The organism is Streptomyces sp. NPDC096310, assembly GCF_044763125.1.
Classification (GTDB): Bacteria; Actinomycetota; Actinomycetes; order Streptomycetales; family Streptomycetaceae; genus Streptomyces.
Map to the genome: position 1 here is coordinate 407,034 of NZ_JBIWFO010000004.1, position 26,808 is coordinate 433,841.

Consider the following 26,808-nt stretch of genomic DNA (forward strand, 5'->3'; position numbering starts at 1 on the left):
GTCACCTGCTCCAGGCGTTGTTCTGGTTCTGCCCGTACGCGCCGTTCTGCCCGACGCCGTACTGCGCGCCCAGCCCCTGGCCGATCTCCGCCTGCTGCGGCGGCATGACCTCGCTCGGCTGGACGAGCGCGAAGCCCTGTCCCAGGAAACTCAGCTCCCAGCCCTCGCCGGTGGAGCCGCGCCGGCGCCGTATCCCCGAGGAGTGCGTCTGCGCCTGCATCTGCACCCGCAGCGCGGAGGACCAGGCAACGACCGCGTCCGAGTCGGCGTTGACGTACTTGTCCGGCGTGACCTCCATCATCAGCGGCTGGCCCGAGGTCATCAGCGCGACCTTGCCCCGCCCTGAGATGTTGAGCTGGTACTTGCCGGAGCCGGAGATTCCGTACTGGCTGTCCACGGCGACGACTTCGGTGTGCAGCGTGGAGTCGAGCGCCAGGACGTAGGCGCTGTCCACCGTCATCCCGTCGTGGTCGACATCCACCACATGGATGTACTGGGCGAGGTTGGCCAGATAGACCGTGCCCTGCCCGGAGCAGCGCATCAGGTCCAGGCCCTCGCCGGTGGTCGCGCGCGCCTGGCGCTGGCCGTGCGACTGGTACTCACCGTCGAACTCGATGAGCCCCTGATAGGCGACCATCGCGCCCTTGCGGGCGAGGAGGTCGTCCTGACCGGTGAGCGCGACCCGCAGGAGCTGCGGGTTCTGGACGGCGTAGCGGTCCTGGGACTGCTGCTCCGTGTATGCGAAAAGCGGACTCTGCATGGTTCCTCGCTCCCCTCAGCCCCGGACCCGCAGGCGGTCGGTGCTGTCCTCGCTGGGCTGGACGACGACGATGCCCTGGCCGGAGAAGGCCATCTGGTAGGCCTCTCCGCTGCCCCGCCCGATCAGCGAGGACGCCTTGAAGCTCCGCTTGCCCTTCACCTTGAGCGCGGGCGACCAGGCGACGAGTGCGTCGGGGTCGACGTAGGTCTCGTCCTCGCCGCGTCCGCAGTCGACGACGACCGGGGTGCCGCGCGAGGTCAGGGCGACCCAGCCCGTTCCGGAGATCTGCACGTTCCACAGGCCCTGGCCGGCGAACTTGGCCAGCCCCTTGACGCGCTCGACGCCCCACTGGAGGTGCGCGTCGAAGGCCAGCAGGTTGGAGCCGTTGACGGAGAGCGCGTCGTTGTCGAGGTTGATGACGACGACGTCGGACCCGTAGTCGGCGAGATAGAGCAGACCGTCACCCGCGCACTTCATCACGGGGGTGGTCTCGCCGGTGACCCACTGGGAGGCGATCTGGCGGACGGCGGGCGGGTTCGGCTCGTACTGGATGAAGCCCTCGTAGGCGATCATCGAGCCGGTGCGCGCGTAGAGGTCGTGCCCCGAGGCCATGGCGACCTTGAGCATGGAGCGGCCGTGATTCTCCATCCGGGCCGCGACGGGGGTCGGGGCGAAGCCCGCGAGCTGCTGGTTCATTGTCCGGGCTCCCTCAGACCTCGTACGGCTGGACGACGATGAAATTGCCGGGCGCTCCCCGGAACTGGAGGTTCACGGTCTCCCCGCTGTGGCCGGGGTACGCGTTGCGGCGCAGCCTGACCTGGCTGGAGATGATCACCTGCGCGGCCGCCGACCAGGCGACAACGGCGTTGCAGTCCGCGAAGGTCGTGGGCGTGACGGGGAGCACCACCGGGGTGCCGTGGGTTTTCACGACGACGGTGCCCGTGCCCTGGAACTGCATGGTGAACAGGGCGCCTCCGGGGATGCCGTGGCCCTCGATCCGGCGGACCTCGTACTGAAGGCTCTCGTCGAAGGCGAGGACGTTCTCCGCCGAGACGCAGATGCCGTCGCCCTGGAGTTCGACGGGGTGGAGGTGCGCGCCCTCCTCCGCCAGGAAGACCTGGCCGCGGCCGGTGCAGCGCATGAGCTGCATCTCCTGGCCGGTGGCGTTGCCGACGACGCGGCCGACGAAACCGGCACCCTTGTAGCCGAAGTCGACCTTGCCCTGGTACATGACCATGCTGCCCTGGCGGGCGAGGACCGGGCTGCCGCCCTCACCGAGGTCGATCCGGACGAGCTGGCCGTTCTGCGAGGTCCAGCGCTGTCCTGTGGGCGCCTCCTTGTACGGCTGAAGGGCCGCCTGGAGACCGGCGCCGCCGGCGGGCATCCCCTGCGGCACGCCCTGGGGCGCGCCGGGCGGCTGCTGCCCGAAGGGGGCGGGGGCACCGTACGGGGACGGCGCGGCGGGCGGCGGCATCTGGCCCGGGACCTGGCCGAACCGCGGCTGCTGGGGCGGCTGCTGGCCGTACGGGGCGGGGGCGGGCGGCGGCGGTACGGTGCCGCCCGGCGGAGCCATCGGCGCAACGATGGTCGGCGCGGCATGCACGGGCTGCGGCGCGGGAGCCGGCGGCGGCGCCGGGGCCTGGGCCGGGGTCGCGGCCAGGGGTCCTGCGGGGGCGCCGAAGGACGGGGCGGGCGCGGGCAGCGCGGCGGGCGCCGTGGGCGGGGCGAACCCCGGGACCGGGCCACCGCCCGCCGAGGGCTGCGGCGGCGCTGCGGGTTCTTCCTCGGCGACCTCGCCGCCGAAGTTCTTCAGGAGCGCGTCGAGTCCGCCGTCGAAACCCTGGCCGACCGCGGCGAACCGCCAGACGTCCTTGAGGTAGAAGTCGCCGAGCATGACGGCGCGTTCGGTGGTGAACTCCGAGCCCGTGAAGGCGTACCGGACGACTTCCTCGCCGCCCGCGACGATCCGGATGTATCCGGGGCCGACCTGCGACATCTGTCCGGCGCCGTCGATCGTGGCGGTGAAGGACAGCTTGTGGACAGCGGCGGGGATACGGTCCAGTGTGACCCGGAAGGACTCGGTGTCGCCGGCCTGCGCGCCCAGCAACTGGATGGATTCCTCCGGCGACTTCGGCTGGTTGAAGAAGATGAAGTATCGGTCGTCCGACAGCTTTTCGTCGGCGTCGAGACCGAAACAACTGATGTCGAAGCTCAGCCCTGGAGCCGCGATCTGCACGCCCACGTACAGATCCGTCCCCGCCGTGAGATCACTGATCTTGGCCTTGTGGCCGCGCTGGAATTCCCGTGCCATACGTAACGACCGTCCCCCATCCCGAGTGCAATGCGTCGCGCCAGGCTAACGGCTGGGTCGGACAATCAGCCAAGCCGGTACAGACTCGGTACAGGAACGGTGAAGAGGCTCTCCCCCGACGGCGGTGCGCCCGGACCTTCACGGAACACACCGCCCCTGACCGGCCCCGGGCTCATCCCCCGGCTTCGGCGTCGACCGCACCGGCCGCGTCCACGTCCTCCACATCGTCCGCCTCGGTGCCGTCCTGGCCGTTTCCCCCGCGGGTGAGGGGTAGGTGCGGAAGCCGCTCGGCCGCGACCACGCCTTCGAGATAGCCCCGGGCCCGCTCCGTGCGGGGGTAGGCCTCCAGCAGCCGCCAGAAGCGCGGGCCGTGTCCGGGCACCAGCAGATGGGCCAGCTCATGGACGAGGACGTAGTCGACGACGTACTCCGGCATGCCCTGAAGCCGGTGCGAGAGCCGGATGCTGCCCTCGGCGGGGGTGCAGGAGCCCCAGCGGGTGTTCTGGTTGGTGACCCACCGGACGGAGGCGGGCCGCGCCCTGCCCTCGAAGTACTGCGCGGAGAGCTGTTCGGCGCGCTCGGTCAGCGCGCCGTCGCCGAGGACCCGCTTGCTCTCCTGCGCGGCGAGCTTGTCGAGCATCACCGAGACCCAGCGGCGCTCCTCCGCCTCGGACATCCGGGCGGGGATGAGCACGATCGTACGGTCACCCTCGCGGTACGCCGAGACCGTTCTGCTGCGGCGGGCGCTTCTCCGGACCTCGACAGCGCTCGTCCCCGAGCCGCGGAGCGGGCGACTGAGGGAAGGGTCGGCGGGCACGCCCTGACGTTACCCGCTCAGCGCGGCGGAAGTCCTGTCTCCTGCAGGGTTCCGCCTTGTTCCCCGCATCGGCGCGCACTATTCGAACGATTAATGCCCGTGGCTGTGGACAACTTTCGGCACCGTCGGCCGCCACCCTCCATTCTGGGTGCACGGATCAGCGGGAACGGGGAGGCCGAGATGCGTCCGATGATGAAACCCGCGCTGCGGCGCGCCTGGCGGGACCGGCACACGGTGCAGTTCGGGGTGACGCCCGCGCACGCGGTGCTGATGGGCCCGGTCGACACGGCCACGGGCAGTTTTCTGGAGCTGCTGGACGGGACGCGCGGGCTGCCGCTGCTGCGGGAGGAGGCCCGCGCGATGGGGCTGCCGGACGGACTGGTCGAGGCGCTGGTACGGCGGCTCACGGCGGCGGGGGTGCTCGACGACCCCGGTGCGGGCGGCCCGGCGGCCGACGCGTTGCGGAGCAGGACGGAGGAGGTCGAGCGGCTGCGACCCGATCTCGCGTCGCTCTCGGTGCTGCATCCCGAGCCGGGGGCGGCCCTGCGGAAGCTGGCCGCGCGGCGGTCGGCGCGGGTGCAGGTCCGGGGCGCGGGGCGGGTCGGGGCGGCCGTCGCGGCCGTGCTCGCGGCATCGGGGGTGGGGCGGGTCGACGTACTGGACGGCGGCTGCGCGACGGCGGGGGACGTGGCGCCCGGCGGGCTGCCGGAGCACTCGGTCGGTGAGCGCAGGGACCTGGCGGCCCGGCAGCTCGTCCGGCGGTCCGCGCCCGGCCGGCCACCGAGGGCGGCGGGGTCCCCGGGGTCGGCGGAGGGCGAGCCGCCGCTCTCGCTGGTGATCGTCGCGCCGCGCGACGGGCTCGCGGCGTACGCACCCGATCCGGTGACGGCCGAGCCGTGGCTGACCACCGGTACGCCTCATCTTTACGCGGGGGTGATCGAGGCGACGGGGCTGGTGGGGCCGCTGGTGCTGCCCGGTGGCACGGCGTGTGCGGGGTGTGTCGCGCGGATCCGGGCCGATCACGACCCCGGGTGGCCGAGGATGCTGGCCCAGTGGCGCTCGGGGCGCGGGGCGGGCGCCGTACCGGCCTGTGACCTGGCGCTGGCCACCACGGTGGCGGGGCTGACGGCGGCTCATGCCTTGTCGTTCCTCGACGGGGAGCTTCCCGCGAGTACGGGTGCACGATGGGAGGCGGCACTGCCGCTGCTGGACTGGCACCCGGAGCGGATCACCCCTCATCAGGACTGCCCGTGCGGCGCGGCCGGACGGCGAAGGGGGGAGCGCGTCTCCGGAAGGGGGGCGTCGCACGACACAATGGCCGGGTAACCGCCGTACGCGGCACGGCTGTCTGGGATTAGGAGGGGCTTCATGTCTGATCTTCCCCGGAAGGCGGTCACCCGCACCGCGAAGCTGGCCACGCTGCCGCTGGGCTTCGCGGGCCGGGCCACCTGGGGGCTGGGCAAGCGGATCGGCGGCAAGTCGGCCGAGATCGTCACCCGGGAGCTCCAGCAGCGCACGGCGGACCAGCTCTTCAAGGTCCTCGGGGAACTGAAGGGCGGCGCGATGAAGTTCGGGCAGGCCCTCTCGGTCTTCGAGTCGGCCCTGCCCGAGGAGATCGCCGGCCCCTACCGGGCCGCGCTCACCAAGCTCCAGGAGGCGGCGCCGCCGATGCCGACGCACACGGTGCACGCGGTGCTGGCGGAGCGGCTGGGCGAGGAATGGCGGGAGCTGTTCCTGGAGTTCGAGGAGAAGCCCTCGGCCGCCGCGTCGATCGGCCAGGTGCACCGGGCGGTGTGGCACGACGGGCGCCAGGTCGCGGTGAAGGTGCAGTACCCGGGCGCCGGGGAGGCGCTGCTCTCCGATCTGACGCAGCTCAGCCGTTTCGCCAGGCTGCTGGGGCCGCTGATCCCGGGGATGGACATCAAGCCCCTGATCACCGAGTTGCGTGACCGGGTCTCCGAGGAGCTGGACTACGCCCTGGAGGCGGCGGCGCAGCGGGCGCACGCGGCGGAGTTCGCGGGCGATCCGGACGTGGTGGTGCCGGAAGTGGTGCACCAGGGCGAGCAGGTGCTGGTGACCGAGTGGATCGACGGGGTGCCGCTGGCCGAGATCATCTCGGACGGCACCCCGGAGCAACAGGACCGGGCGGGGCAGCTTCTGGCACGCTTCCTCTTCTCGGGCCCGGCGCGTACGGGGCTGCTGCACGCGGATCCGCACCCGGGTAACTTCCGGCTGCTGCCGCCTGTGGACACACGGGAGTCCCAGGAGGGGGCGCCGGAAGGGGCTCCGGAGGGGGCGTACCGGCTGGGGGTGCTGGACTTCGGGACGGTGGACCGGCTGCCGGGCGGGCTGCCCGGGATCATCGGTGAGGCGCTGCGGCTGGCGCTGGAGGGCGACGCCGAGGCGGTGTACGAGATGCTGCGCGAGGAGGGGTTCGTCAAGGAGTCCATCGATCTCGACCCGGACGCGGTGCTGGAGTATCTGCTGCCGATCATCGAGCCGGCCGGGTTGGAGGAGTTCACGTTCACGCGGAGCTGGATCCGCACCCAGGCGGCGCGGATCGCGGATCCGCGCTCGCCCGCCCATCAGTTGGGCAAGCAGCTCAATCTGCCGCCGTCGTATCTGCTGATCCACCGTGTCACGCTGAGCACGATCGGGGTGCTCTGCCAGCTCAACGCGACGGTACGGCTCAGGGACGAGCTGGAGGGGTGGCTGCCCGGGTTCCTGCCGGAGCCGGAGCCCGGCCCGGACCTGGACGTGGCTCCGGAGACGGACGCGGCTCCGGTCGAGGCGGCGGTGGACACGGGGGCCTGAGCGCGGCCGGGGCTTCCCTCGCGGGGCAACGCCGGGCGAGGGCCGGTCCCCTCGGGACCGGCCCTCGCTCCGTGCGTCGGTGACTCCTGCGCCGGTGATTCCTGTGTCGGTGACCGCCGGCGTCTACTGCATGACGGCTATGGCCAGCGCGCGGCGCGCGCGCAGGGACACGCGCTCGGCACGACGCTGCATACGCCGCGCGGCGACCAGGCGCACGGCCCGGCGTTCCGCGTTGGCTTCACGCATACGTTCGTTCATATGCGCGCGAGCCAGGGCTTCTGGAATGAGTTGCATCTCGCGGGTCCTGTTCTGACGCGAGTCGTTCGCGCCCATGGTGGTGACAACTGGAGTGGCGGAGCCGGACGGCTCGCTCAGGGAAGAGGTCATCGGGGCCTGCTTCTGGGGATCGTGCGTGAAGGGACGGTCGATCGTGCCGACGGCGTTCATGCCGTGACCGGGTTCTTGCGCGGACGGCCACGCGGCCGCTTGCGGGCCACGACGACCCCCTGGACGAAGAGTTCGCCACCCCAGACGCCCCACGGCTCACGCCGCTCCTTGGCGCCGGCGAGGCAGGCCTCGATCAGCGGGCAGGTGCCGCAGAGCGCCTTGGCGTATTCGACATCGGCCGGGGACTCGGCGAAGAAGACCTCCGGGTCGTAGGCACGACAGGGGACGGGTACGCCGAGGTTCTCGATGGCGTCGTCGAGCGCGGTGAGCGCGGTGAGCGGGGTCAAGGTGGAGTCCTCCGTGGGGACGGGCGGGGAGATCGATGCGGAAGGCGGTACGGACGGGGCGTGCGCTTCGAGTTGCACGGGTTTCGTTCCTCGTCTGGTCGGTCCGGCCTGGTTGGCCAGTTATCGGCTGGTACCAGTGGTGCGTGTCCCGAGGCCCCTTCGCTCCGGCTGTCCCGTTCGGGACAAACAAAAGGGCCGCGGATCCCGGGTGGGGTTCCGCGGCCCTGAAGGCGCCGGCCTGATCGTCGATCAGGCTGGATCACTCCAGGGTTCGAGCCCACGGAAGGCCCACATCAGGTGATGCTGCGTCTGCTGCTTCGTTTCGGCACCGGTCGCGGCAAAGGCATAGGCATTGCCTGCTGCCGCTGCTACTCCTGCTTCCAGTGCCTTGGTCGGTCGCTCATCGCGGACCATGACGGGCCGCTCACGGGTCGGCAGACCCGAGAGACCGGCGGGCTTGACGGCGCAGGCGCCGGGCAGTCCACTGGCGATGAGTTCGGTACGGGAGAAGCCGAGCGAGCAGGCGGAGACGACCGAGAGACCGGTCATTTTGACGGTGCTGGTGGAGCTGTAGTCGATGCTGATCACTGGAATCGCCTCCTCTCGGCGTCTCAAGGACAGGTCCTGGGACCCGTCATACGTATTGTGGGCAAGTGCTGCTTGACAAGTAGAGCACGGGGACCGGCCTTCGGAGAAGCCCGCCGTTCCGTGGTTAAGAACCTATGGGGATTCCCCGCACGGGCGCAAACTATTTTTTCGACGAGTTCGACTCAGTCGTCGCCGTCCTCGCCCACACCTTCCTCACCTGCACAGATGGCCAGTACATCGGCTCCGAAGCGATCCAGTTTCCGGACGCCGACGCCGGGGATGCCCGTCAGCTCGCCCGCGCTGCCCGGCACGGCCTCGGCGATCGCCATCAGCGTCTTGTCGGTGAACACGCAGTAAGCGGGCTGCCCGATCCGCTGGGCCTGGCCGGCGCGCCAGTCCCGCAGCCGCTCGTACAGCCCCTCGTCCATGTCGGAGGGGCACTCCTCGCAGCGCATGAGCTTCATCTCACCGGCGTCCGTGAGCGTCCTGCCGCACACCCGGCAGCGGGCCGGGCCCCGCCGCTTGCGCCGCGTGGCACCGCCGGCCGCCGCGCCGGTGGCGCCGCCCCGTTCGACGGAGCCGCCCGTCCCCGTCGCCGCGCCGCGGGCTCCAGGCGCCGTGGAGCCCGGACGCAGCCCGTTCAGGAAGCGGGTCGCTCTCCGGGAGGCCCGGCCCCCCGGAGAGCGGGAGAGCGCCCAGGAGAGATGGAGATGGAGCCTCGCACGGGTGACCCCCACATAGAGCAGCCGGCGCTCCTCCTCGACCTGCTCGTCCGTCCTGGCGTAGGTGATCGGCATCATCCCTTCGGTGAGGCCGACCAGGAACACCGCGTCCCACTCCAGGCCCTTCGCGGCGTGCAGCGAGGCGAGCGTGACGCCCTGCACCGTGGGGGCGTGCTGGGCGGAGGCGCGCTCGTCCAGCTCGGTGACGAGGTCGGCGAGCGTCGCCGACGGCTTGGCCCGGACGAAGTCCTCGGCGAGGCGGACCAGCGCGGCCAGCGACTCCCAGCGGTCCCGGACCGCGCCCGACCCGGCCGGGGGCTCGGTGGTCCATCCCTTGGTGGAGAGCACGGCCCGCACCTGCGAGGGCAGCTCCACCACATCGTCCAGCAGCGCGTCGTTGCCCCCGAAGCGGGCGGCTCCGCGCAGGGCGGCGCCCGCCTCCCGTACCTCCTGGCGCTCGAAGAACCGCTCGGCGCCCCGGAGCTGGTACGGCACGCCCGCGTCGGCGAGGGCCTGCTCGTACACCTCCGACTGTGCGTTGATGCGGTACAGCACCGCGATCTCGCCGGCCGGGACGCCGGCGGCGATCAGATCGCGGATCCGGCGGGCGGTGCCCTCCGCCTCGGCCGGTTCGTCCGCGTACTCCAGGCACAGCGGCTCGGGTCCGGGGTCGCGCTGCGAGATCAGCTCCAGCCGGTGCTCGGCGGCCCGGCCGCGCGCCTGGCCCAGCAGTCCGTTGGCGAGATGGACGACCTGCGGGGTGGAGCGGTAGTCGCGGACGAGCTTGACGACGGTGGCGCTCGGGTGCCGGGTACGGAAGTTGAGCAGATGGTCGGGGGTGGCGCCGGTGAAGGAGTAGATCGTCTGGCTGGCGTCCCCGACGACGCACAGGTCGTCCCGGTCGCCGAGCCAGAGGTCGAGCAGCCGCTGCTGGAGCGGGCTGACGTCCTGGTACTCGTCGACCACGAAGTGCTGGTACTGACGGCGGACCTGGTCCGCGATGTCGTGCCGGTCCTGGAGGACGCCGACCGTGAGGAGCAGGACGTCCTCGAAGTCGATCACCGAGCGCTCGCGCTTGAGCTGTTCGTACATCCCGTAGATCTGGCCGATCTCGGCGGCGTCGCGCGGGGCGTCGCGATGGGACTTGGCGACGACCGCCGGATAGTCGGCGGGCACGGTCTGGGTGACCTTCGCCCACTCGATCTCGCCGGTGACGTCGCGCAGCTCGTTGCGGTCGAGCCGGACCCGGCAGCGGGCGGCGGCCTCGGCGACGAGCTGGACCTTGCGGTCGAGCAGCCGCGGCAGCGTACCGCCGACGGCCTTGGGCCAGAAGAACTGGAGCTGGCGCAGCGCCGCCGCGTGGAACGTCCGCGCCTGCACGCCGCCCGCGCCGAGCTGCCGCAGCCGTCCGCGCATCTCGCCCGCGGCGCGGTTGGTGAACGTGACGGCGAGGACGCTGGCGGGCTGGAGTATGCCCGCGCGCACCCCGTACGCGATCCGGTGGGTGATCGCGCGCGTCTTGCCCGTGCCGGCCCCGGCCAGCACGCACACGGGGCCGTGCAGGGCCGTCGCGACCTCGCGCTGCTCGGGGTCGAGCCCGTCGAGCACCGCGTCGGCGTCGCGCGGCGGGGCCACGATCTGGCCGCCGTCGGATTCCCGCGGGAACAGTGGGGAGTGCGTTGCTGCTGTCACACCGCCATGCTGCCAGGTCCCCCGGGGCGGGTGCGGCGGTTGTCCACAGGGGCGCCGTATCAGTCGTACCGGTCCGATCATCGCCGGTGGAAACGGGGACGGGACGAGGCCATGGGGCGGGCACGGGAATGGTCGCCGGGTCCGTTACGTTCAGAAGTCTGCGGGCGACGTACCGGTACGACGGACGACGCATCCAGCGAGACAAGAGGAGTGCGAGACCATGCCGGGCACTGTGACGATGTACAGCACCACGTGGTGCGGATACTGCCGTCGGCTCAAGGGCCAGATGGACCGCGAGGGCATCACGTACACGGAGATCAACATCGAGCACGACCCGGAGTCGGCGGCGTTCGTCGAGAAGGCGAACGGCGGCAACCAGACCGTCCCGACGGTGCTCTTCCCCGACGGTTCCACGCTGACGAACCCGTCGCTGGCGCAGGTCAAGCAGAAGGTCGGCGTCTGACACCCGCTCCCGCGGGAGCCGCGGCGAAACCCACGTCACCCCCGTCGGACCCGGTCCGGCGGGGGTTTCGTCGTCGGCTCAGTTCAGCGGCTTCGGGAGCGGCTTGCCGTACCAGAGTTCCACCAGCCGCGCGGCGATCGAGATCCCCAGCGGGGGCAGGATCTCGCCCGTCTCGATGGCGGTCCGCAGGTCCTCTCGGGAGAACCAGCGCGCCTCCTCGATCTCCTCGCCGTCCACCGTGATCTCCGACGAGGTGGCGCGGGCCATGAAGCCCAGCATCAGGCTCGACGGGAAGGGCCAGGGCTGGCTGGCGATGTACTCGACCTCGCCGACCGTGACGCCCGCCTCCTCGAAGACCTCACGGGCCACCGACTGCTCGATCGACTCACCGGGCTCGACAAAGCCCGCGAGGGTGGAGAAGCGGCCCTCGGGCCAGTGCACCTGGCGTCCCAGCAGCGCCCGGTCCTCCTCGTCCGTGACCAGCATGATCACCGCGGGGTCCGTACGCGGGTAGTGCTCGGCGCCGCACGCCTGGCAGCGCCGGATGTGGCCGGCCGCGGCGATCACCGTACGCTCGCCGCAACGGGAGCAGAAGCGGTGCAGCCGCTGCCAGTTCTCCAGCGCCACGGCGTGCACCATCAGCCCCGCGTCGCGCGCGGAGAGCAGGAGACCGGCCTCGCGCAGCCCCGCGGGCCGCGCCGACTGGTCCATCCGGCCGGGGAGCGAGTCCTTCTGGAGCGCGAAGTAGCGCACGCCGTCCTCGTCCGTGCCGAGGAAGTAGCGGTGGGTCTCGGTGAGGGGTGCCTCGAAGGACGGGGTCATGACCAGTTCGGTCCGCCCGTCGGGGGCGTCGTCGACCAGCACCTGACCGCCGGACACCACGAAGACCCTGGTCGTCGGGTGGCTCCAGGCCGCCGCAAGCCACGCCTCGTCGAGGCGGTGGTGCGCCGCGCGGTCGATGCCGCTGTGCGCGGTCAGGCCGATGGGCTGGTGTGCGGTGGCGTCACTGCTGATGGTGCTCACAGGTTCTTTCTACTCCCCCGGGGTGATGTGGGTGTCTGGTCAGCGGAGTGGTCGGTGGGGCGGCGGGTGCGGGGGTCGGTGGGTGGTGGGGCGTACGGGCGGGGGCGGGGGTCAGCGCGGGGTGGCGGCGAGGTCGCCCCACAAGTAGGCGGTGGTCTCCACACCTTTGAGGAGCAGATCGATCTCGACCTTCTCGTCGGGCGCGTGCCAGCCGTCGGACGGAACGGAGATACCCAGGAACAGTACGGGCGCGCCCAGCACGTCCTGGAGGTCGGCCGCCGGTCCCGAGCCGCCCTCGCGGGTGAAGCGGACCTTCTGTCCGAAGGCCCGGGTCATGGCGCGGACGACCGACTGGAGCGCGGGGTGGTCCAGCGGGGTCAGACAGGGCCGGGTGGCCGCGCCGAAACTGATCTTGTGCCGGATCCCGGCGGGGATCCGCGCCTCGGCCCAGGTTCTCACGGACCGCTCCACCTGGTCCGGGTCCTGCCCGGCGACCAGCCGGAACGAGAGCTTGAGATGGGCGGAGGACGGGATGATCGTCTTGCCGCCGGGGCCCTGGTAGCCGCCGCCGATGCCGTTGACCTCCGCGGTGGGGCGGGCCCAGACGCGCTCCAGGGTGGAGTAGCCGGCCTCGCCGAGGGTGCCGTGGGAGGCGGCCGTGCGCAGCCACTCCGTCTCGTCGAAGGGCAGCTCCGCGATGAGGGCGCGCTCGGCGTCGCTGAGCGCGGCGACGCCGTCGTAGAAGCCGGGGACCGTGACGCGTTCGTCCGCGTCGTGCAGCGCCGCGACGAGGCGGGCGGCGACGGTGGCCGGGTTGGGGACGGCGCCCCCGAAGGAGCCGGAGTGGATGTCCTGGTCAGGGCCGTACAGCTCGATCTCGCAGTCGGCGAGGCCGCGCATGCCGGTGCAGACGGTCGGGGTGTCCTCGGACCACATGCCGGTGTCCGAGACGATCACCACGTCGGCGGCGAGGCGTGCGGCGTGCCGCTCGGTGAGGGCGCGGAAGTGCGGGGAGCCCGACTCCTCCTCGCCCTCGATCAGCAGCTTCAGATGGACGGCCGGGGTGGTGCGGCCGGTGGCGGCGAGGTGGGCGCGCACGCCGAGTGTGTGGAAGAACACCTGGCCCTTGTCGTCGGCGGCGCCCCGCCCGTACATCCTGCCGTCCCGTACGACCGGCTCGAAGGGATCGGTGTGCCAGCCGTCCTCGCGAGCGGCGGGCTGGACGTCGTGGTGGCCGTAGACCAGCACTGTCGGGGCGTCCCGGTCCGCGGAGGGCCACTCGGCGAAGACGGCGGGGGCGCCCGGTGTGTCCCAGATCTCGGCGACCGGGAAGCCGGTCTCCTTGAGTTTGGCGGCGAGCCAGTCGGCACTGCGCCGCACGTCAGCGTCGTGGTCGGGCTGGGCGGATACGGAGGGGATGCGCAGCCAGTCGGCGAGGTCGTCGAGGAAGGCGGCGCGGTGGGTCTGGATGTACGTACGGACGACGCTGTCCGGGGTGTCGCTCATGACATCGAGCCTAACGGGCCCGGCGGGCTGTCTCGTCTGCCTGTCGCGGAGAGCGCCCGTCCGTGGGTGCGCCGGGATCGCCGCCACCGCCTTCCATGTCGTCAGGGTCGTCCGCGGTGAGGAGCCGTTCCAGCTCGGGTCGGCCGGGGAGGCGGCCGAGGCGGACGACCTCCCCGGTCCGTACGTAGAGGAACGTGACCGTCACCGCCTCGGGCGGCAGACCGTGCTGCTCGGCCCACGCGAGGCGGTAGACGGCGAGCTGGAGAGGGTCGGCGGTGCGGGTACGGCCGGTCTTCCAGTCGACGATCTCGTACGTGTACGGGTGCGTCCCGGTGCCGGTGCCGGTGCCGGTGCCGGTGCCGGTCGCGGGGGTGCGGTAGACGGCGTCGATACGGCCGCGGATCACCCGGCCCGCGAGGGTGAGCTGGAACGGCTCCTCCACGCGGTACGGCGTGCGCCGGGCGTACGGGGTGCGCTCGAAGGCCTCCTTGAGGGCGGCGAGGTCGCGTTCGTCCGCGATCTCCGGCTCGTCCTCATACCCCCCGGGCAGCTCGTCGGGGCCGAGCATCGGGAGCGGCAGCTCCTCGAACCGCGACTCCACCCAGGCGTGGAACCGGGTGCCCCGGCGCGCGGCGGGCTGCGGGGGCCGGGGCATGGGCCGGGCCAATTCGTGGGCGAACGCGTCGGGGTCGGCGGCGAGGCGCAGAAGCTGGGAGGCGGAGAGCGACGGCGGTACGGGGACGTCGCGGACGGTGGCGCGGGCGCGGGCGAGTTCACCGGCGAGAGCGTCGAGGTCGCGGTCCCAGGAGGCGAGGGTACGGGCCTCCTCGGGGGTCGGGCCCTCCGCGACCGGGCGCCGGGGCGCCGGGACGGACGGCACGGGCGGCACGGAGGTGGTGGCGGGCGCCGGGTGTTCCTGAGGTCCCCTGGTGTCCTGAGGTCCACGGTGGTCCCGGGCGTCTCGGTCGTCCTGGTTGGCCTGGTGGTCCTGGGGGCCCCCGGTGTTCGCGGTGTCCCAGGTGTCCCAGGTGTCCCAGTCGGACAGGTCGTGGCCGGGGGCGTCGGGGTCGAAGGGGTCGTCCCAGAAGTCCGGGCCGCCCGGGCCGCCCGAAGCGTCCGGGCCGCCCGAGCCCTCGGGGGCGTCGGCCTCGTCCGAGGGAGGCAGGTCGTCCAGGTGACCCAGGTCATCCAGGTCGTCCCAGAGGTCCGGGGCCCCGGAGACGTCCCGTACCGGCTCCACCGGGGTCTCTGCCGCCCCGGTCGCGCCTCCCGTCGCCTGCTCGGTGCTCCGCAGCTCCTCCAGATAGGCCAGGACCGTGTCCGCGGCCTCCCGGCGGCGGGCCAGGGACTCCGCGTCCAGGGGAAGCGGCCAGGGGTGCGGGGTGGTCTCCGCCGCGAGGGACGGGTTCTCCTCGGTCTCCTCCGGTTCGTCCGCCCAGGCCTCGATCTCGCCGTACCCCGCCTCGCAGTGCGCGTACAAGGCGTGCAGGAAGTCCGACGGGCCTCTTGTCCGCTTCTGGGTGGGCCCCCACCAGTGGCCGGAGCCGAGCAGCAGGGAGCGCGGGCGGGTGAAGGTGACGTAGCCGAGGCGCAGCTCTTCGGTGTGCTGATGCGCCTTCAGGTCCTCCTTGAAGGCCTTGATCCCCTTCGCGTCCCAGGAGGCGACCGTGGGGAGCGTCGGCGCGTCCCCGCGCAGCGCGTGCGGAAGGACCTTGGGCTGGGCCGTCCAGGCTTCGCGCGCCTTGGTGTTCGGGAACTGTCCGGTGACCAGCCCGGGAACGGCGACGACATCCCACTCCAGCCCCTTGGACTTGTGGGCGGTGAGCACCTTGACGGTGTTCTCGCCGCCCGGGAGCGCGTTGTCCAGGCCCTTCTCGTACTGCGCGGCCGTACGGAGGAACGCCAGGAAGGCAAGCAGTCCGGCCTCCCCGTCGAGCGCGGCGAAGGAGGCCGCCGTGTCGAGGAAGTTGCTCAGGGTCTCCCGGCGGCGGGCGGCCAGGGCGTGCGGGGACGCGGAGAGTTCGACTTCGAGGCCGGTCGTGGCCAGGACGCGGTGCAGCACGTCCATCAGGGGGTCGGCCAGGGAGCGGCGCAGGTCGCGCAGTTCGGTGGCGAGGCGGGCGAAGCGGACGCGGGCGGCGGCGGAGAAGGGGAGGTGGTCCGCCGGGGCCCCGGCCGGCTCCAGGAAGGTGTCGAGGGCGTCCGCGAGGGAGATCACCTCGGCGGGGTCCGTGCCCTCGACAGCCGCGGCCAGCCGGGCGTCGGTGTCGTCCTCGGCGCCCTCGGCCGGGCCGCGGTGGACGAGCAGCCGGGCCCGGCGGCCGAGCAGCGCCAGGTCGCGCGGGCCGATGCGCCAGCGCGGGCCGGTGAGGAGCCGTACGAGCGAGGCGTTGGCGCCGGGGTCCTGGAGGACTTCGCACATGGCGACGAGGTCGGCCACCTCGGGGAGGTGCAGGAGCCCCGACAGGCCGACGACCTCGACGGGGACGTCCCGGGCGACCAGCGCGCCCTGGATCTCGGGGAAGTCCCCCGCCGTACGGCACAGCACGGCGATCTCGCCGGGTTCCTTGCCCGTACGGACGAGGTGGGCGATGGAGTCGGCGAGCCAGTCGATCTCCTCGGCGTGCGTCGGGAGCAGGGCGCAGCGTACGGAACCGTCGCGTTCGGCGCCGGGGGCCGGGCGCAGCGCCTCGACGCCTTCGTGCATGGCGCGCAGGGGCTCCGCGAGGCCGTTGGCGAGGTCGAGGAGCCGGCCGCCGCTGCGGCGGTTCTCGCTGAGGGAGAAGCGGGCGGCGGGTGTGCCGTCGGCATACGGGAAGTGGGCGGGGAAGTCGTCGAGGTTGGCCACGGAGGCGCCACGCCAGCCGTAGATCGCCTGGCAGGGGTCGCCGACGGCGGTCACCGCGTGTCCGGTGCCGCCGCCGAAGAGCCCGGAGAGCAGGAGCCGCTGGGCGACGGACGTGTCCTGGTACTCGTCGAGGAGGACCACCCGGAACTCGTCCCTCAGCAGGGCACCGACCTCCGGGCGGGTGGTGGCGAGTTCGGCGGAGAGGGCGATCTGGTCACCGAAGTCGAGGAGGTCGCGGGCGCGCTTGGCGGCGCGGTAGCGGCCGACGAGGTCGAGCAGTTCATGCCGGGCGACGGCGGCCTCCGGGACCTTGCGCAGGTCGGCGTTGGAGAGCTTCACGCCGTCGAGGGTGCGCAGCAGCTCCGTGTCGTACGAGCCGAGCCGGCCCGGGGGGACAAGATGCTCCGCCAGCTCGGCATCGAGGGCGAGCAGATCGCTGACCAGGGCGGGGAGCGTCTTGGTCAGGGCGGGGTACGGGCCCGGCGCCTCCCGCAGGACGCGGGCGGCGAGCTGGAAGCGGGTGGCGTCGGCGAGCAGCCGGGCGGTGGGCTCCAGGCCGATGCGCAGCCCGTGGTCGGTGAGCAGCCGGCCGGCGAAGGCGTGGTACGTGGAGATGCGCGGCTCACCCGGCGGATCGGAGTGGTCGGCGCTCCGCGCCGTCGATGAGGGGTGGCGGCCGGGTGACGGGTGGGAGTGGTCGGCGCTCCGCGCCGTCGTCGGGGGGTGGGCCTGGAAGGTCGCGTCGGGGTCGGTGACGCCGGCCCGGACGAGCGCCTTGCGGACGCGCTCGGCCAGCTCGCCCGCGGCCTTGTTGGTGAACGTGAGCCCGAGGACCTGCTCGGGCGCGACCTGTCCGCTGCCGACCAGCCACACCACCCGGGCGGCCATCACCGTCGTCTTCCCCGACCCGGCTCCGGCCACGATGACCTGCGGGGCGGGCGGCGCGGTGACGCAGGCCATCTGCTCCGGGGTGAAGGGGATGCCCAGCAGCTCCTTGAGCTGCTCGGGATCGGTGAGATGTACGGACACCTCAGGAAGGCTATCCGGCACCACTGACACCGCCTGGCGGCGGCTCATTCCACGACCTGGCGGCCCTCCGGCTGGGCGCTGCACGAGGCGCGGAACGCGCAGTGGCCGCAGTGCTGGCCGGTGGTCGGGGTGAAGCGTTCGTCGAGCACGCGGCCGGCCGCCGTGGTGAGCAGTTCGCCGACCCACTCCCCCGTGAGGGGTTCCTGCGCCTGGATCCTGGGGAGCGCGTCGCCGCCCTCCTTTTTGGGTGCGGGCTGGCGGAGCTGGACGAGTTCGGCGCCGCCCGGTTCGGGGCGGTGGCCGTCGAAGACCTCGTCCAGGGCGCCCTCGCGGACCGCGAGCTGGTAGACGGCGAGCTGGGGGTGGTGGGCGACCTCGTCCTTGGAAGGGGCCTGTTTGCCGGTCTTGAAGTCGACGACATAGGCCCTCCCCTGTGCGTCCTGTTCGACGCGGTCCATGGAGCCCCTGATCCGTACCTCGTAGGCGCCCGCTTCCAGCGTCACGTCGAAGCCGTGCTCGGTGGCGGCGGGGGTGCGGCCGCCGCGGTCCGTGACATGCCAGCGCAGAAAGCGTTCGAGCGCCGCGCGCGCGTGCTCCTTCTCCTGCTGCGACTTCCAGGGCGCGTCGAAGGCGAGGGCGTCCCATACGGAGTCGAGGCGTTCCATGAGGACGGCGAGATCGGCGGGGGTACGGCCGGAGGCCACCTCGTCGGCGAGTACGTGGACGACGTTGCCGAACCCCTGGGCGGCCGTGGCGGGCGCGTCCGCCTTCACCTCGCGGCCCAGGAACCACTGGAGGGCGCAGGTGTTCGCCAACTGGTCCAGGGCGCTACCGGAGAGCGCGACGGGCTGTTCCCGGTCGCGCAGCGGGACCGCGCTGCGGGTCGGCTCGTACAGGCCCCACCAGCGGTGCGGGTGGGCCGCGGGGACGAGCGCCTGGCCCTCCTCGTCGCTGAGGGCCGCGAGCCGGGCGAGGCGGCGGGCCGCGGCGTCGCGCAGGCCCGGGGAGGCCGCCGGGTCGACGGTGGTGGCGCGCAGTTCGGCGACGAGGGCGGCGACGGCGAGCGGGCGGCGCGGGCGTCCTGTGACGTCCCTGGGTTCGACGCCGAGTTCGGGGAGGAAGCGGGAGGGCTGGTCGCCGTCGTCGGCGGGGGCCTTGACGGCGGTGACGACGAGCCGTTCGCGGGCGCGGGTGGCCGCCACGTAGAAGAGGCGCCGTTCCTCCGTCAACAGGGCGCCCGGAGTGAGCGGTTCCGCGAGCCCGTCGCGGCCGATCCTGTCGGCCTCCAGGAGGGAGCCGCGGCGCCGCAGGTCGGGCCAGAGCCCCTCCTGTACGCCCGCGACGACCACCAGGCCCCATTCGAGCCCCTTGGAGCGGTGCGCGGTCATCAGCCGTACGGCGTCGGGGCGTACGGCGCGCCGGCTGAGCGTGTCGGCGGCGATGTCCTGGGCGTCCAGCTCCTCCAGGAAGTTGAGCGCGCCCCGGCCGCCGGTGCGCTCCTCGGCGCGGGCGGCAGCGTCGAACAGGGCGCAGACGGCGTCGAGATCCCGGTCGGCGTTACGGCCGCCGGCGCCGCCGCGCAGGGCGGAGCGTTCGAGCCGTCCGGGCCAGGGCGTGCCGTCCCACAGCTCCCAGAGTGCCTCCTCGGCGGTACCGCCACCGGCCAGCAGCTCGCGCGCCTTGCGCAGCAGCGCGCCGAGCCGCTGCGCGCCCCTGGCGTACGCGGGGTCGTGCGCCACCAGCCGCTCGGGCTCGGCGAGCGCGCGGGCGAGCAGCACGTCGGAGGCGGCCGGGATCCGGTTCCCGCCGACCCGCTCCTCGTCGCGCAGGGCGCGGCCGAGGCGGCGCAGATCGGCGGCGTCCATGCCGCCGAGGGGCGAGGTGAGGAGGGTGAGCGCGGTCTCGACGTCGAGCCAGGTGGCGGCGGTGGGAGTGGCGGTGGGCGCGGGGACAGCGGCGGGCACGGGACGGGGGGTGGATTCGGCCTCCTCGGGGACGGCCTCCTCCGGAGCGGGCACCTCGGGGGCGGCCGCCTCCGGAGCGGGCGTCTCGGGGACGGCCGCCTCCGGAGCGGGCGTCTCGGGGACGGCCGCCTCCGGAGCGGGCGTCTCGGGGGCGGCCGCCTCCGGAGCGGGCGTCTCGGGGGCGGGCTCCGCCGTCGGCTCCCCCGGTGGTGTGATCGACGCCGCCGCCACCGCCCGCAGCGCGGTCAGCAGCGGGGCGACCGCCGGTTCGTGGCGCAGGGGGACATCGTCGCCGTCGACCTCCAGGGGGACGCCCGCCGAGGTCAGGGCGCGGCGGATCGAGGGGATCGTGCGGCCTCCCGCGCGGACCAGGACCGCCATGTCGTGCCAGGGCACGCCGTCCTCAAGATGCGCGCGGCGCAGGATGTCGGCGATGTTGTCCAGCTCGGCCGACGGGGTCGGGAAGGTGTACGTCTCGACCCGGCCGCCCTCCCGTACCGCCGACAGCTCCCGGTGGGCCCGTACCTGCTCGGCCGGCAGCCGGTTCAGCGGCATACGGCGCGTCAGCAGCCGGGTGGCCGCCAGGAGGCCCGCACCGGAGCGGCGGGAGGTGATCAGGACCTCGACCGGCGCGGGGGTCCCGTCGGTACGGGGAAAGGCGTACGGGAAGTCGAGGATGCCATTCACGTCGGCACCGCGGAAGGCGTAGATCGACTGGTCAGGATCGCCGAAGGCGACCAGCGTGCGCCCGTCGCCCGCCAGGGCGCGCAGCAGCCGTACCTGCGCCGGGTCGGTGTCCTGGTACTCGTCGACGAAGACCGCGTCGTACCGCTCCCGCAGTTTCTCCGCGACCTCCGGGCGGTGGGCGAGCAGGACCGCGCGGTGCACCAGTTCCGCGTAGTCGAGCACCCCCTGCATGTCGAGGACGTCCAGGTACTCGGCGAGGAAGGACGCGGCGGCCGACCAGTCGGGGCGGCCCGTCCGGCGGGCGAAGGCTGCCAGGGAGTGCGGGCCGAGGCCCAGTTCGCGGCTGCGGGCGAGCACCGCGCGCACCTCGTCGGCGAAGCCGCGCGTGGTCAGACAGGCGCGCAGTTCGTCGGGCCAGCGGACCCGCCCCCGGCCGTCGCGGGCCAGTTCGATCTCGCCGGCGAGGAGGTCCCGTACGGCGACGTCCTGCTCGGGCCCGGAGAGCAGCCGCAGCGGCTCCGTGAAGAGTTCGGCCTCCTGGTGCGCGCGGATCAGGGCGTAGCAGAACGAGTGGAAGGTGGTCGCCTGCGGGCCCCGGGCGCCGCCGAGCCGGACCGCCGTTCGGTCGCGCAGCTCCACCGCGGCCTTACGGCTGAAGGTGAGCACCAGGATCCGCTCGGGGTCGGCGCCCCGGGCGACGCGCTCGGCCACCGACTCCACCAGCGTCGTCGTCTTGCCGGTGCCGGGGCCCGCCAGTACCAGCAGCGGCCCCGTCCGGTGGTCAACCACGGCACGCTGCGCCGCGTCCAGCACAGGGGGATCCACCGGCACGGGCGGCGTACGCAGCAGCCGGTACGCGCCGGAGGGGCGCTGACGTGCCCGGCGCTGCGGGGTACGTCCGGTGGAAGAGGAGGAGCTCACGTGGTTCGCCGGTCCTGGAGGGGGTGCTGGTGGTGACGGGGCTGGCCTGCGTGCGCGGAACGCCGGGGGCGCGTGGCACGCACGGAACGCGGGAGGCGCGTGCCGTCGACGCTACGCCGTCCGGCGCCCCGGACGCGTACGGTCCGGCGTGGCGTCCGTCGCGGGCGCCGCTCGCGAGATGTCCGCAGGCGCCGCCGATGCGGCGTCCGTCGCGGGCGCCGTGTCCGCCGCGGTCGCCGTCACCGCCGCGCCCGCCCCGGCGTGCGGCGCTCCGCCGTACGCCGGGGGGTCATCCGTACGGTGGGTCGTCCCGTCGCGGGACCGCACGCCGTACGGCCCGATGGCGGAAGCTGTCATCTGTGAGCCATATCGTCCGCGTCCGGCCCCGGGTCCAGGCCCTCGCCGTCCCACCGCGCCCGCCGCATGTCCAGGCGCGGCACATGGCCCTCGGCGCTCCGCGCGGCCGCACGCAGCGGGGTGCCCTCCTCGCGGTAGTGGGCCAGGGCGCGCAGTTCGTGTCCCGGCAGCAGTGCCCCGTCGGAGCGGACCACCCGCCACCAGGGCACCGCGGAGCCGTAGAGCGCCATGGCCCGGCCCACCTGGCGCGGTCCGCCGTCGCCGAGCCATTCGGCGACGTCTCCGTACGTCATGACCCGGCCCGGCGGGATCAGGTCGGCGACATCCAGCACCCGCTCCGCGTAATCCGGCAGCTCGGACGGTCCTGGCAGGTCAGGCGGGTCGGGCAGGTCGGGCGGCTGGGCTCCTTCTGGCTCCTTGCTCCTCATTCGGCCCATCCTGCCGCACACCACCGACATCCGCGGCGCCCTGGCACCGCGCGCCGGATGCCCCCGCAATGCACCCTGATGCCCCCCTCTGTCGGATGCTCGTGCCACCATCATCCGGGCGGTGACTGGTGATACGAGACCAAGAAGAGACGGATTCGGCAGAGGAGGGGGCCGTGCAGCCTCCGGCGACGGCGAACACCTCCGGCGCTGAGCCGCGCCCGGACGCCGACGGAACCCCGTCGTCCGGCCCGGACACCGGCAGGGACGGCGGCCCGGGCCAAGCCCCTGCCACCGGCCAGGACGACAAGGCCGGAGAGCTCCCCGGCAGCGGTGCCGGCGGCGCGGGCGGGGACGGCGCTCCCGGCGGCTCGCCCACCGCCGGCGACACCGACACCGGCACCCACTCCGGCCCGGACTCCGGCTCCGCCCCCGGACCCGGCTCCCGCTCCGGCCCGGACTCCCACTCCGCCCCCGGACCCGGCTCCCGCTCCGGCCCGGACTCCGGCTCCGCCCCCGGACCCGGCTCCCGCTCCGGCCCGGACTCCGGCTCCGCCCCCGGACCCGGCTCCCGCTCCGGCCCGGACTCCGGCTCCGGCTCCCGCTCCGGCTCCGGCTCCGGCAGCGACGGCGAGGGGGACACCGGCGCCACCCGGGCCGACCGGGTCTCCGGCGACGAGCCGCTGCTCGCCGCCCGCGTGCACCGCCCCTCCGACCTGCTGCGGCTGCTCATCGGCGTGCTGGCCATCGCCCTCGTCCTCGGCCTCTCCGCCTTCGCCCACGGCACCACCTCCGGCCTCGAACAGGACATCAGCAAGGGCACGGGCCAGGCCCCCGACCTGATCGTCAAGCTGGCCGGCCTGGTCTCCAGCATCGCCGTGCTGCTCGTCCCGGTCGCGTTCGCGATCGAGCGGCTGATCAAACGTGACGGGCTGCGCATCGCGGACGGTGTCCTCGCCGCCGTACTGGCGCACGGCGTCACCCTCGCCACCGACCTCTGGGTCGCCAGAGCCGCGCCCGAGTCGATCACGGACGCCCTGACACGGCCCCAGCTCGGCGCCGGGCTCACCGACCCCGTCCACGGATACCTCGCCCCCGTCATCGCCTACATGACGGCCGTGGGGATGGCCCGCAGACCCCGCTGGCGGGTGGTCCTGTGGGTGGTGCTGCTGCTCGACGCGTTCGCGATGCTGGTCGCCGGGTACACCACACCGTTCTCGATCATCCTGACCGTGCTGATCGGCTGGACCGTCGCGTACGGCACGCTCTACGCGGTCGGTTCGCCCAACGTACGGCCCACCGGCCAGACCCTGATGGCGGGCCTGCGCCACGTCGGCTTCCGCCCCGTGAACGCGATGCGCGCCGAGGACGCCGCCGACGCCTCCGAGCAGGGCGACCGGGGCCGGCGCTATCTGGTCACCCTGGAGGACGGCCCTCCCCTCGACGTCACCGTCGTCGACCGCGAGCAGCAGGCCCAAGGCTTCTTCTACCGCGCCTGGCGCCAGCTCACGCTGCGCTCCATCACCACCCGCAGATCTATCCCGTCCCTGCGTCAGGCCCTCGAACAGGAGGCGCTGCTCGCGTACGCGGCCATCGCCGCCGGGGCCAACGCGCCCAAGCTGATCGCCACCTCCGAACTGGGTCCCGACGCCGTCATGCTCGTGTACGAGCACCTGGGCGGCCGGTCGCTGGACTCGCTGCCGGACGAGGAGATCACCGACGAGCTGGTACGAGAGGCGTGGCGGCAGGTCAAGGCGCTCCAGTCGCGGCGCATCGCGCACCGCAGACTCACCGGGGACGCCCTGCTGGTGGACCGTTCCGGCCAGGTGATCCTCACCGAGCTGCGCGGCGGTGAGATCGCGGCGGGCGACCTGGTGCTGCGGATGGACACCGCCCAGATGCTCACCACCATGGGGCTGCGCGTGGGCGCGGAGCGCTCGGTCGCCGCGGCGGTCGAGGTGCTCGGCCCTGACGCGATCGCGGACTGTCTGCCGCTGCTCCAGCCGATCGCCCTGAGCCGTTCCTCCCGCGCGACGCTGCGCAGGCTCGCCCGTGAGCGGTCGCAGCGCGAGCGTGAGGCGGTGCTCGCCGCCTCCGAGACGAACAAGCGCGCCAAGGCGGCGGAGGCGGCCGCCGTCGAGGGCGGAGCGGACCGCAAGGCCGTACGGAAGTCGCTGCGCGCCGAGAAGCAGGCGGAGAAGCGGGCCATAGACGACGCGCTGGACGAGGCCCGCGAGGAGGATCTGCTCTCGCAGATGCGGCAGCAGGTGCTGCTGATCAGACCGCAGGCGCCGGTCGAGCCGGTCCGTCTGGAGCGGATCAAGCCGCGGACGCTGCTGAGCTTCATCGCCGGGGCCGTCGCCGGGTACTTCCTGCTCACACAGCTCACCCAGGTCGATTTCTCCACCGTCGTGAGCGAGGCGCACTGGGGGTGGGTGCTCGCGGCGCTGGCGTTCTCGGCGCTCAGCTATGTCGCGGCGGCGATGAGCCTGCTCGGTTTCGTACCGGAGCGGGTGCCGTTCGCGCGTACGGTCGCCGCGCAGGTCGCCGGGTCCTTCGTGAAGGTCGTCGCCCCCGCGGCGGTCGGCGGGGTGGCGCTGAACACCCGCTTCCTCCAGCGGGCAGGGGTACGGCCGGGGCTCGCGGTGGCGAGCGTCGGCGCGTCCCAGCTCTTCGGGCTCGGGGCGCACATCCTGCTGCTGCTCTCCTTCGGCTATCTCACCGGTACGGAGAAGACGGCGTCGCTGACCCCGTCCAGGACGGTGATCGCGGGGCTGCTGACGGTCGCCGTCCTCGTCCTGGTCGTGACCGCGATCCCGTTCCTGCGGAAGTTCGTGGCGACGCGGCTGCGCTCGCTGTTCGCCGGGGTGGTGCCGCGCATGCTGGACGTGCTCCAGCGGCCGATGAAGCTGCTCACCGGCATCGGCGGGATGCTGCTGCTGACGGGTGTGTTCGTGATGTGCCTGGACGCCTCGATCCGGGCGTTCGACAACGGCAACCAGCAGCTCAGCTACGCGAGCATCGCGGTGGTCTTCCTGGCGGGCAACGCGCTGGGCTCGGCGGCGCCCACACCGGGCGGGGTCGGCGCTGTCGAGGGCGCGCTGACGCTGGGTCTGATCGCGGTCGGTCTGCCCAAGGAGGTGGCGGCTCCCGCGGTGCTGCTGTTCCGGCTGCTGACGCTCTGGCTGCCGGTGCTCCCGGGCTGGCTGAGCTTCAGCCACCTCACGCGCAAGGGCGCCCTGTAGGACGGCGGGGACTTCACGGACTTCACGGAGCCCCCGCCGCCGTCGTCCCGCGCGCACCGCCGCCCGTGGTCAACCGCGCCCCGCGCGCCCCGCCACCCGCATGGACCGCGGCCCCGCGCGGGGCGGGCCCACCCGGCGCACCATGGGGCCATGCCACTTTCCTCCGTCCGGCACTCCGCGGCCCTGGCCGCCGTCACCGCCGTCGCCCTGCTGGCTGCCTCCGGATGCTCCGGCAGCGCGGGCTCCGACCGGGGGGACTCCTCGGACGCCGCCCTCGGGACCCCGGCCGGCGGGAACGCCCGGGCCACGAGCAGCCCCGGCGGCGACCTGGCCACCCAGCATCTGACGTGGAAGGCGTGCCCGGCCCCGGCGGCCTCCGAGGGCGGCGGTACGGCGCCCTCGCCGCTGCCCGGCGGCACCACGTGGCAGTGCGCCACGATGAAGGCACCGCTCGACTACGCGAAACCGGGCGGCCCCACGATCGACCTGGCCCTCATCCGCGCCAAGGCGCGGGACACCAAGCACCGGATCGGCTCGCTCATCTTCAACTTCGGCGGGCCGGGCGGTTCCGGCATCACCGGGCTGCCGTCCTTCGCCAAGGACTACGAGAAGCTGCGCTCCCGTTACGACCTGGTGAGCTTCGACCCGCGCGGGGTCGGCCTCAGCGACGGCGTCCGGTGCGAGAACGCCAAGCAGCTCGACGCGTACTTCGCCCAGGACTCGACGCCCACCACGGCCGCCCAGGAGAAGACCTTCACGAAGGGGATCGCGGACTTCGCGGCGGCCTGCGAGAAGAACTCCGGCCGGATCCTCCCGTACGTCGGTACGACCAGCGCCGCGCGCGACCTGGAGCTGATGCGGCAGGTCCTCGGGGACAAGAAGCTGTACTACTTCGGGATCTCGTACGGCACCGAACTGGGCGGAGTCTACGCCCATTTGTATCCCAAGTCCGTCGGCCGGGCGGTCTTCGACGCCGTCGTCGACCCGACGCAGAACTCCGAGCAGGGCTCGATCGGCCAGGCCAAGGGGTTCCAGCTCGCCCTCGACAACTTCGAGAAGGACTGTCTGGCGCGCGGCGCCGCCTGCCGGCTGCCCGGCTCCACACCGCAGGAGATCCAGTCGTTCATCACCGGCCTGCTCGACCGGATCGGGAAGAAGCCCATCACGGGCATCGGCCCCCGGAAGCTGACGGAGACCCAGGCCACCAACGGCATCGCGCAGGCGCTCTACTCGAAGGACTTCTGGCCCTACCTGGAGCAGGGGCTGGACGAGGCGGACGGCGGGAACGGCGCGCTGCTGCTCGCGCTCTCCGACTCGTTGAACGGCCGCGACCAGAACGGCCAGTACAGCAACCTCCAGGCGGCCAATGTGGCCGTCAACTGCGCGGACTCCAAGGAGCGCTACACCCTGGCGCAGACCAAGGCGAAGCTTCCGTCGTTCCGCAAGGCGTCGCCCGTCTTCGGGGACTATCTGGGCTGGGGACTGATGAGCTGCGCCGGCTGGCCGGTGAAAGGGCAGTGGCGTACGCCGGACGTGAGCGCGCCCGGCTCGGCGCCGATCCTGGTCGTCGGCAACACCGGTGACCCGGCGACGCCGTACGCGGGCGCCAAGGCGATGGCGACGGCGCTGGGCAAGGGCGTCGGGGTGGAGCTGACGTACCACGGGCAGGGGCACGGCTCGTACGACAGCGGCGACCGGTGCGTGCAGAACGCGGTGAACGGCTATCTGCTGAACGGGAAGGTGCCGGCGGCGGGCACCGTCTGCAAGTAGGCGGCCGGGAAGGACGGTGCCGAGGGGCCGGGGGCCCCCCGGGGGGGGGGGGGCCCCCCCCCCCCCCGCCCCCCGACAAAGGGTTGGTTGCCAGTTGTACGGGGGGTCCCGCGCCGGCCTGGTTTGCCCACC

At 73.0% G+C, this 26,808-nt stretch carries 19 protein-coding genes; 5 read left to right on the forward strand and 14 right to left on the reverse strand.

Annotated elements, in window-relative coordinates; genetic code table 11:
• Position 1 precedes the first annotated feature (1 nt).
• The 4 genes from ACIQ7D_RS12800 to ACIQ7D_RS12815 all read right to left on the reverse strand — a co-directional run bounded on the left by ACIQ7D_RS12800 (position 2) and on the right by ACIQ7D_RS12815 (position 3,888).
• The gene (locus ACIQ7D_RS12800) at positions 2-760 is read right to left on the reverse strand and encodes an AIM24 family protein (RefSeq protein WP_403936677.1); all 759 of its coding nucleotides are present in this window, start codon (positions 758-760) and stop codon (positions 2-4) included.
• 15 nt (positions 761-775) lie between these two features.
• Positions 776-1,456, reverse strand: a complete 681-nt coding sequence (locus tag ACIQ7D_RS12805) for an AIM24 family protein (protein ID WP_403936684.1) — start codon at positions 1,454-1,456, stop codon at positions 776-778.
• A 13-nt stretch (positions 1,457-1,469) separates the two neighbouring features.
• Positions 1,470-3,071 carry a TerD family protein gene (locus ACIQ7D_RS12810; RefSeq protein WP_403936686.1) on the reverse strand — a complete coding sequence of 534 codons (1,602 nt, stop codon included), beginning with the start codon at positions 3,069-3,071 and terminating at the stop codon, positions 1,470-1,472.
• 172 nt (positions 3,072-3,243) lie between these two features.
• Positions 3,244-3,888: a M48 family metallopeptidase gene (locus tag ACIQ7D_RS12815; protein ID WP_403936688.1), complete on the reverse strand. Its 645-nt coding sequence runs from the start codon at positions 3,886-3,888 to the stop codon at positions 3,244-3,246.
• A gap of 180 nt (positions 3,889-4,068) precedes the next feature.
• Here ACIQ7D_RS12815 and ACIQ7D_RS12820 point away from each other — a divergent pair, with 180 nt between their 5' ends.
• Together ACIQ7D_RS12820 and ACIQ7D_RS12825 are read left to right on the forward strand one after the other, a co-directional pair.
• A complete protein-coding gene (locus ACIQ7D_RS12820; RefSeq protein WP_403936690.1) occupies positions 4,069-5,214 on the forward strand; it encodes a ThiF family adenylyltransferase in 1,146 nt (381 codons plus the stop codon).
• 42 nt (positions 5,215-5,256) lie between these two features.
• Positions 5,257-6,702, forward strand: a complete 1,446-nt coding sequence (locus tag ACIQ7D_RS12825; protein ID WP_403936692.1) for an ABC1 kinase family protein — start codon at positions 5,257-5,259, stop codon at positions 6,700-6,702.
• Between the two features lie 123 nt (positions 6,703-6,825).
• On the opposite strand, the gene ACIQ7D_RS12830 is transcribed toward ACIQ7D_RS12825, so the two are convergent.
• The 4 genes from ACIQ7D_RS12830 to ACIQ7D_RS12845 all read right to left on the reverse strand — a co-directional run bounded on the left by ACIQ7D_RS12830 (position 6,826) and on the right by ACIQ7D_RS12845 (position 10,438).
• The gene (locus tag ACIQ7D_RS12830; RefSeq protein ID WP_403936694.1) at positions 6,826-7,149 is read right to left on the reverse strand and encodes a hypothetical protein; all 324 of its coding nucleotides are present in this window, start codon (positions 7,147-7,149) and stop codon (positions 6,826-6,828) included.
• A complete protein-coding gene (locus ACIQ7D_RS12835; RefSeq protein ID WP_385007519.1) occupies positions 7,146-7,514 on the reverse strand; it encodes a WhiB family transcriptional regulator in 369 nt (122 codons plus the stop codon). The genes ACIQ7D_RS12830 and ACIQ7D_RS12835 overlap by 4 nt, the downstream gene beginning before the upstream one ends.
• Before the next feature lie 171 nt (positions 7,515-7,685).
• Positions 7,686-8,024, reverse strand: a complete 339-nt coding sequence (locus tag ACIQ7D_RS12840; protein WP_403936696.1) for a hypothetical protein — start codon at positions 8,022-8,024, stop codon at positions 7,686-7,688.
• Between the two features lie 182 nt (positions 8,025-8,206).
• Positions 8,207-10,438: an ATP-dependent DNA helicase UvrD2 gene (locus ACIQ7D_RS12845; protein ID WP_403936698.1), complete on the reverse strand. Its 2,232-nt coding sequence runs from the start codon at positions 10,436-10,438 to the stop codon at positions 8,207-8,209.
• A gap of 220 nt (positions 10,439-10,658) precedes the next feature.
• Between ACIQ7D_RS12845 and ACIQ7D_RS12850 the strand changes: the two genes are divergently transcribed.
• On the forward strand, positions 10,659-10,901 hold the full coding sequence (locus ACIQ7D_RS12850) for a mycoredoxin (RefSeq protein WP_403936700.1): 243 nt from the start codon (positions 10,659-10,661) through the stop codon (positions 10,899-10,901).
• A 78-nt stretch (positions 10,902-10,979) separates the two neighbouring features.
• Here ACIQ7D_RS12850 and nudC read toward each other — a convergent pair whose 3' ends face one another.
• The 6 genes from nudC to ACIQ7D_RS12880 form a co-directional block, all read right to left on the reverse strand.
• Entirely contained in the window at positions 10,980-11,924 is a 945-nt protein-coding gene (gene nudC, locus ACIQ7D_RS12855; RefSeq protein WP_403936702.1) for an NAD(+) diphosphatase, read from the reverse strand.
• 111 nt (positions 11,925-12,035) lie between these two features.
• Entirely contained in the window at positions 12,036-13,430 is a 1,395-nt protein-coding gene (locus ACIQ7D_RS12860; protein ID WP_403936704.1) for a dipeptidase, read from the reverse strand.
• A gap of 10 nt (positions 13,431-13,440) precedes the next feature.
• Complete coding sequence (locus ACIQ7D_RS12865; RefSeq protein WP_403936705.1) at positions 13,441-17,307, reverse strand: UvrD-helicase domain-containing protein; 3,867 nt, start codon at positions 17,305-17,307, stop codon at positions 13,441-13,443.
• Positions 17,308-17,351: 44 nt separating this feature from the next.
• Positions 17,352-20,879, reverse strand: a complete 3,528-nt coding sequence (locus ACIQ7D_RS12870; RefSeq protein WP_403936707.1) for a UvrD-helicase domain-containing protein — start codon at positions 20,877-20,879, stop codon at positions 17,352-17,354.
• A 111-nt stretch (positions 20,880-20,990) separates the two neighbouring features.
• Positions 20,991-21,236, reverse strand: a complete 246-nt coding sequence (locus ACIQ7D_RS12875) for a hypothetical protein (protein ID WP_403936709.1) — start codon at positions 21,234-21,236, stop codon at positions 20,991-20,993.
• Positions 21,233-21,664, reverse strand: coding sequence for an MGMT family protein (locus ACIQ7D_RS12880; protein WP_403936711.1), 432 nt, complete (start codon positions 21,662-21,664; stop codon positions 21,233-21,235). The genes ACIQ7D_RS12875 and ACIQ7D_RS12880 overlap by 4 nt, the downstream gene beginning before the upstream one ends.
• Positions 21,665-21,837: 173 nt before the next feature.
• Between ACIQ7D_RS12880 and ACIQ7D_RS12885 the strand changes: the two genes are divergently transcribed.
• Positions 21,838-24,906: a lysylphosphatidylglycerol synthase domain-containing protein gene (locus tag ACIQ7D_RS12885; RefSeq protein ID WP_403936713.1), complete on the forward strand. Its 3,069-nt coding sequence runs from the start codon at positions 21,838-21,840 to the stop codon at positions 24,904-24,906.
• A gap of 150 nt (positions 24,907-25,056) precedes the next feature.
• Positions 25,057-26,676, forward strand: coding sequence for an alpha/beta hydrolase (locus tag ACIQ7D_RS12890; protein ID WP_403936715.1), 1,620 nt, complete (start codon positions 25,057-25,059; stop codon positions 26,674-26,676).
• Positions 26,677-26,808 lie beyond the last annotated feature (132 nt).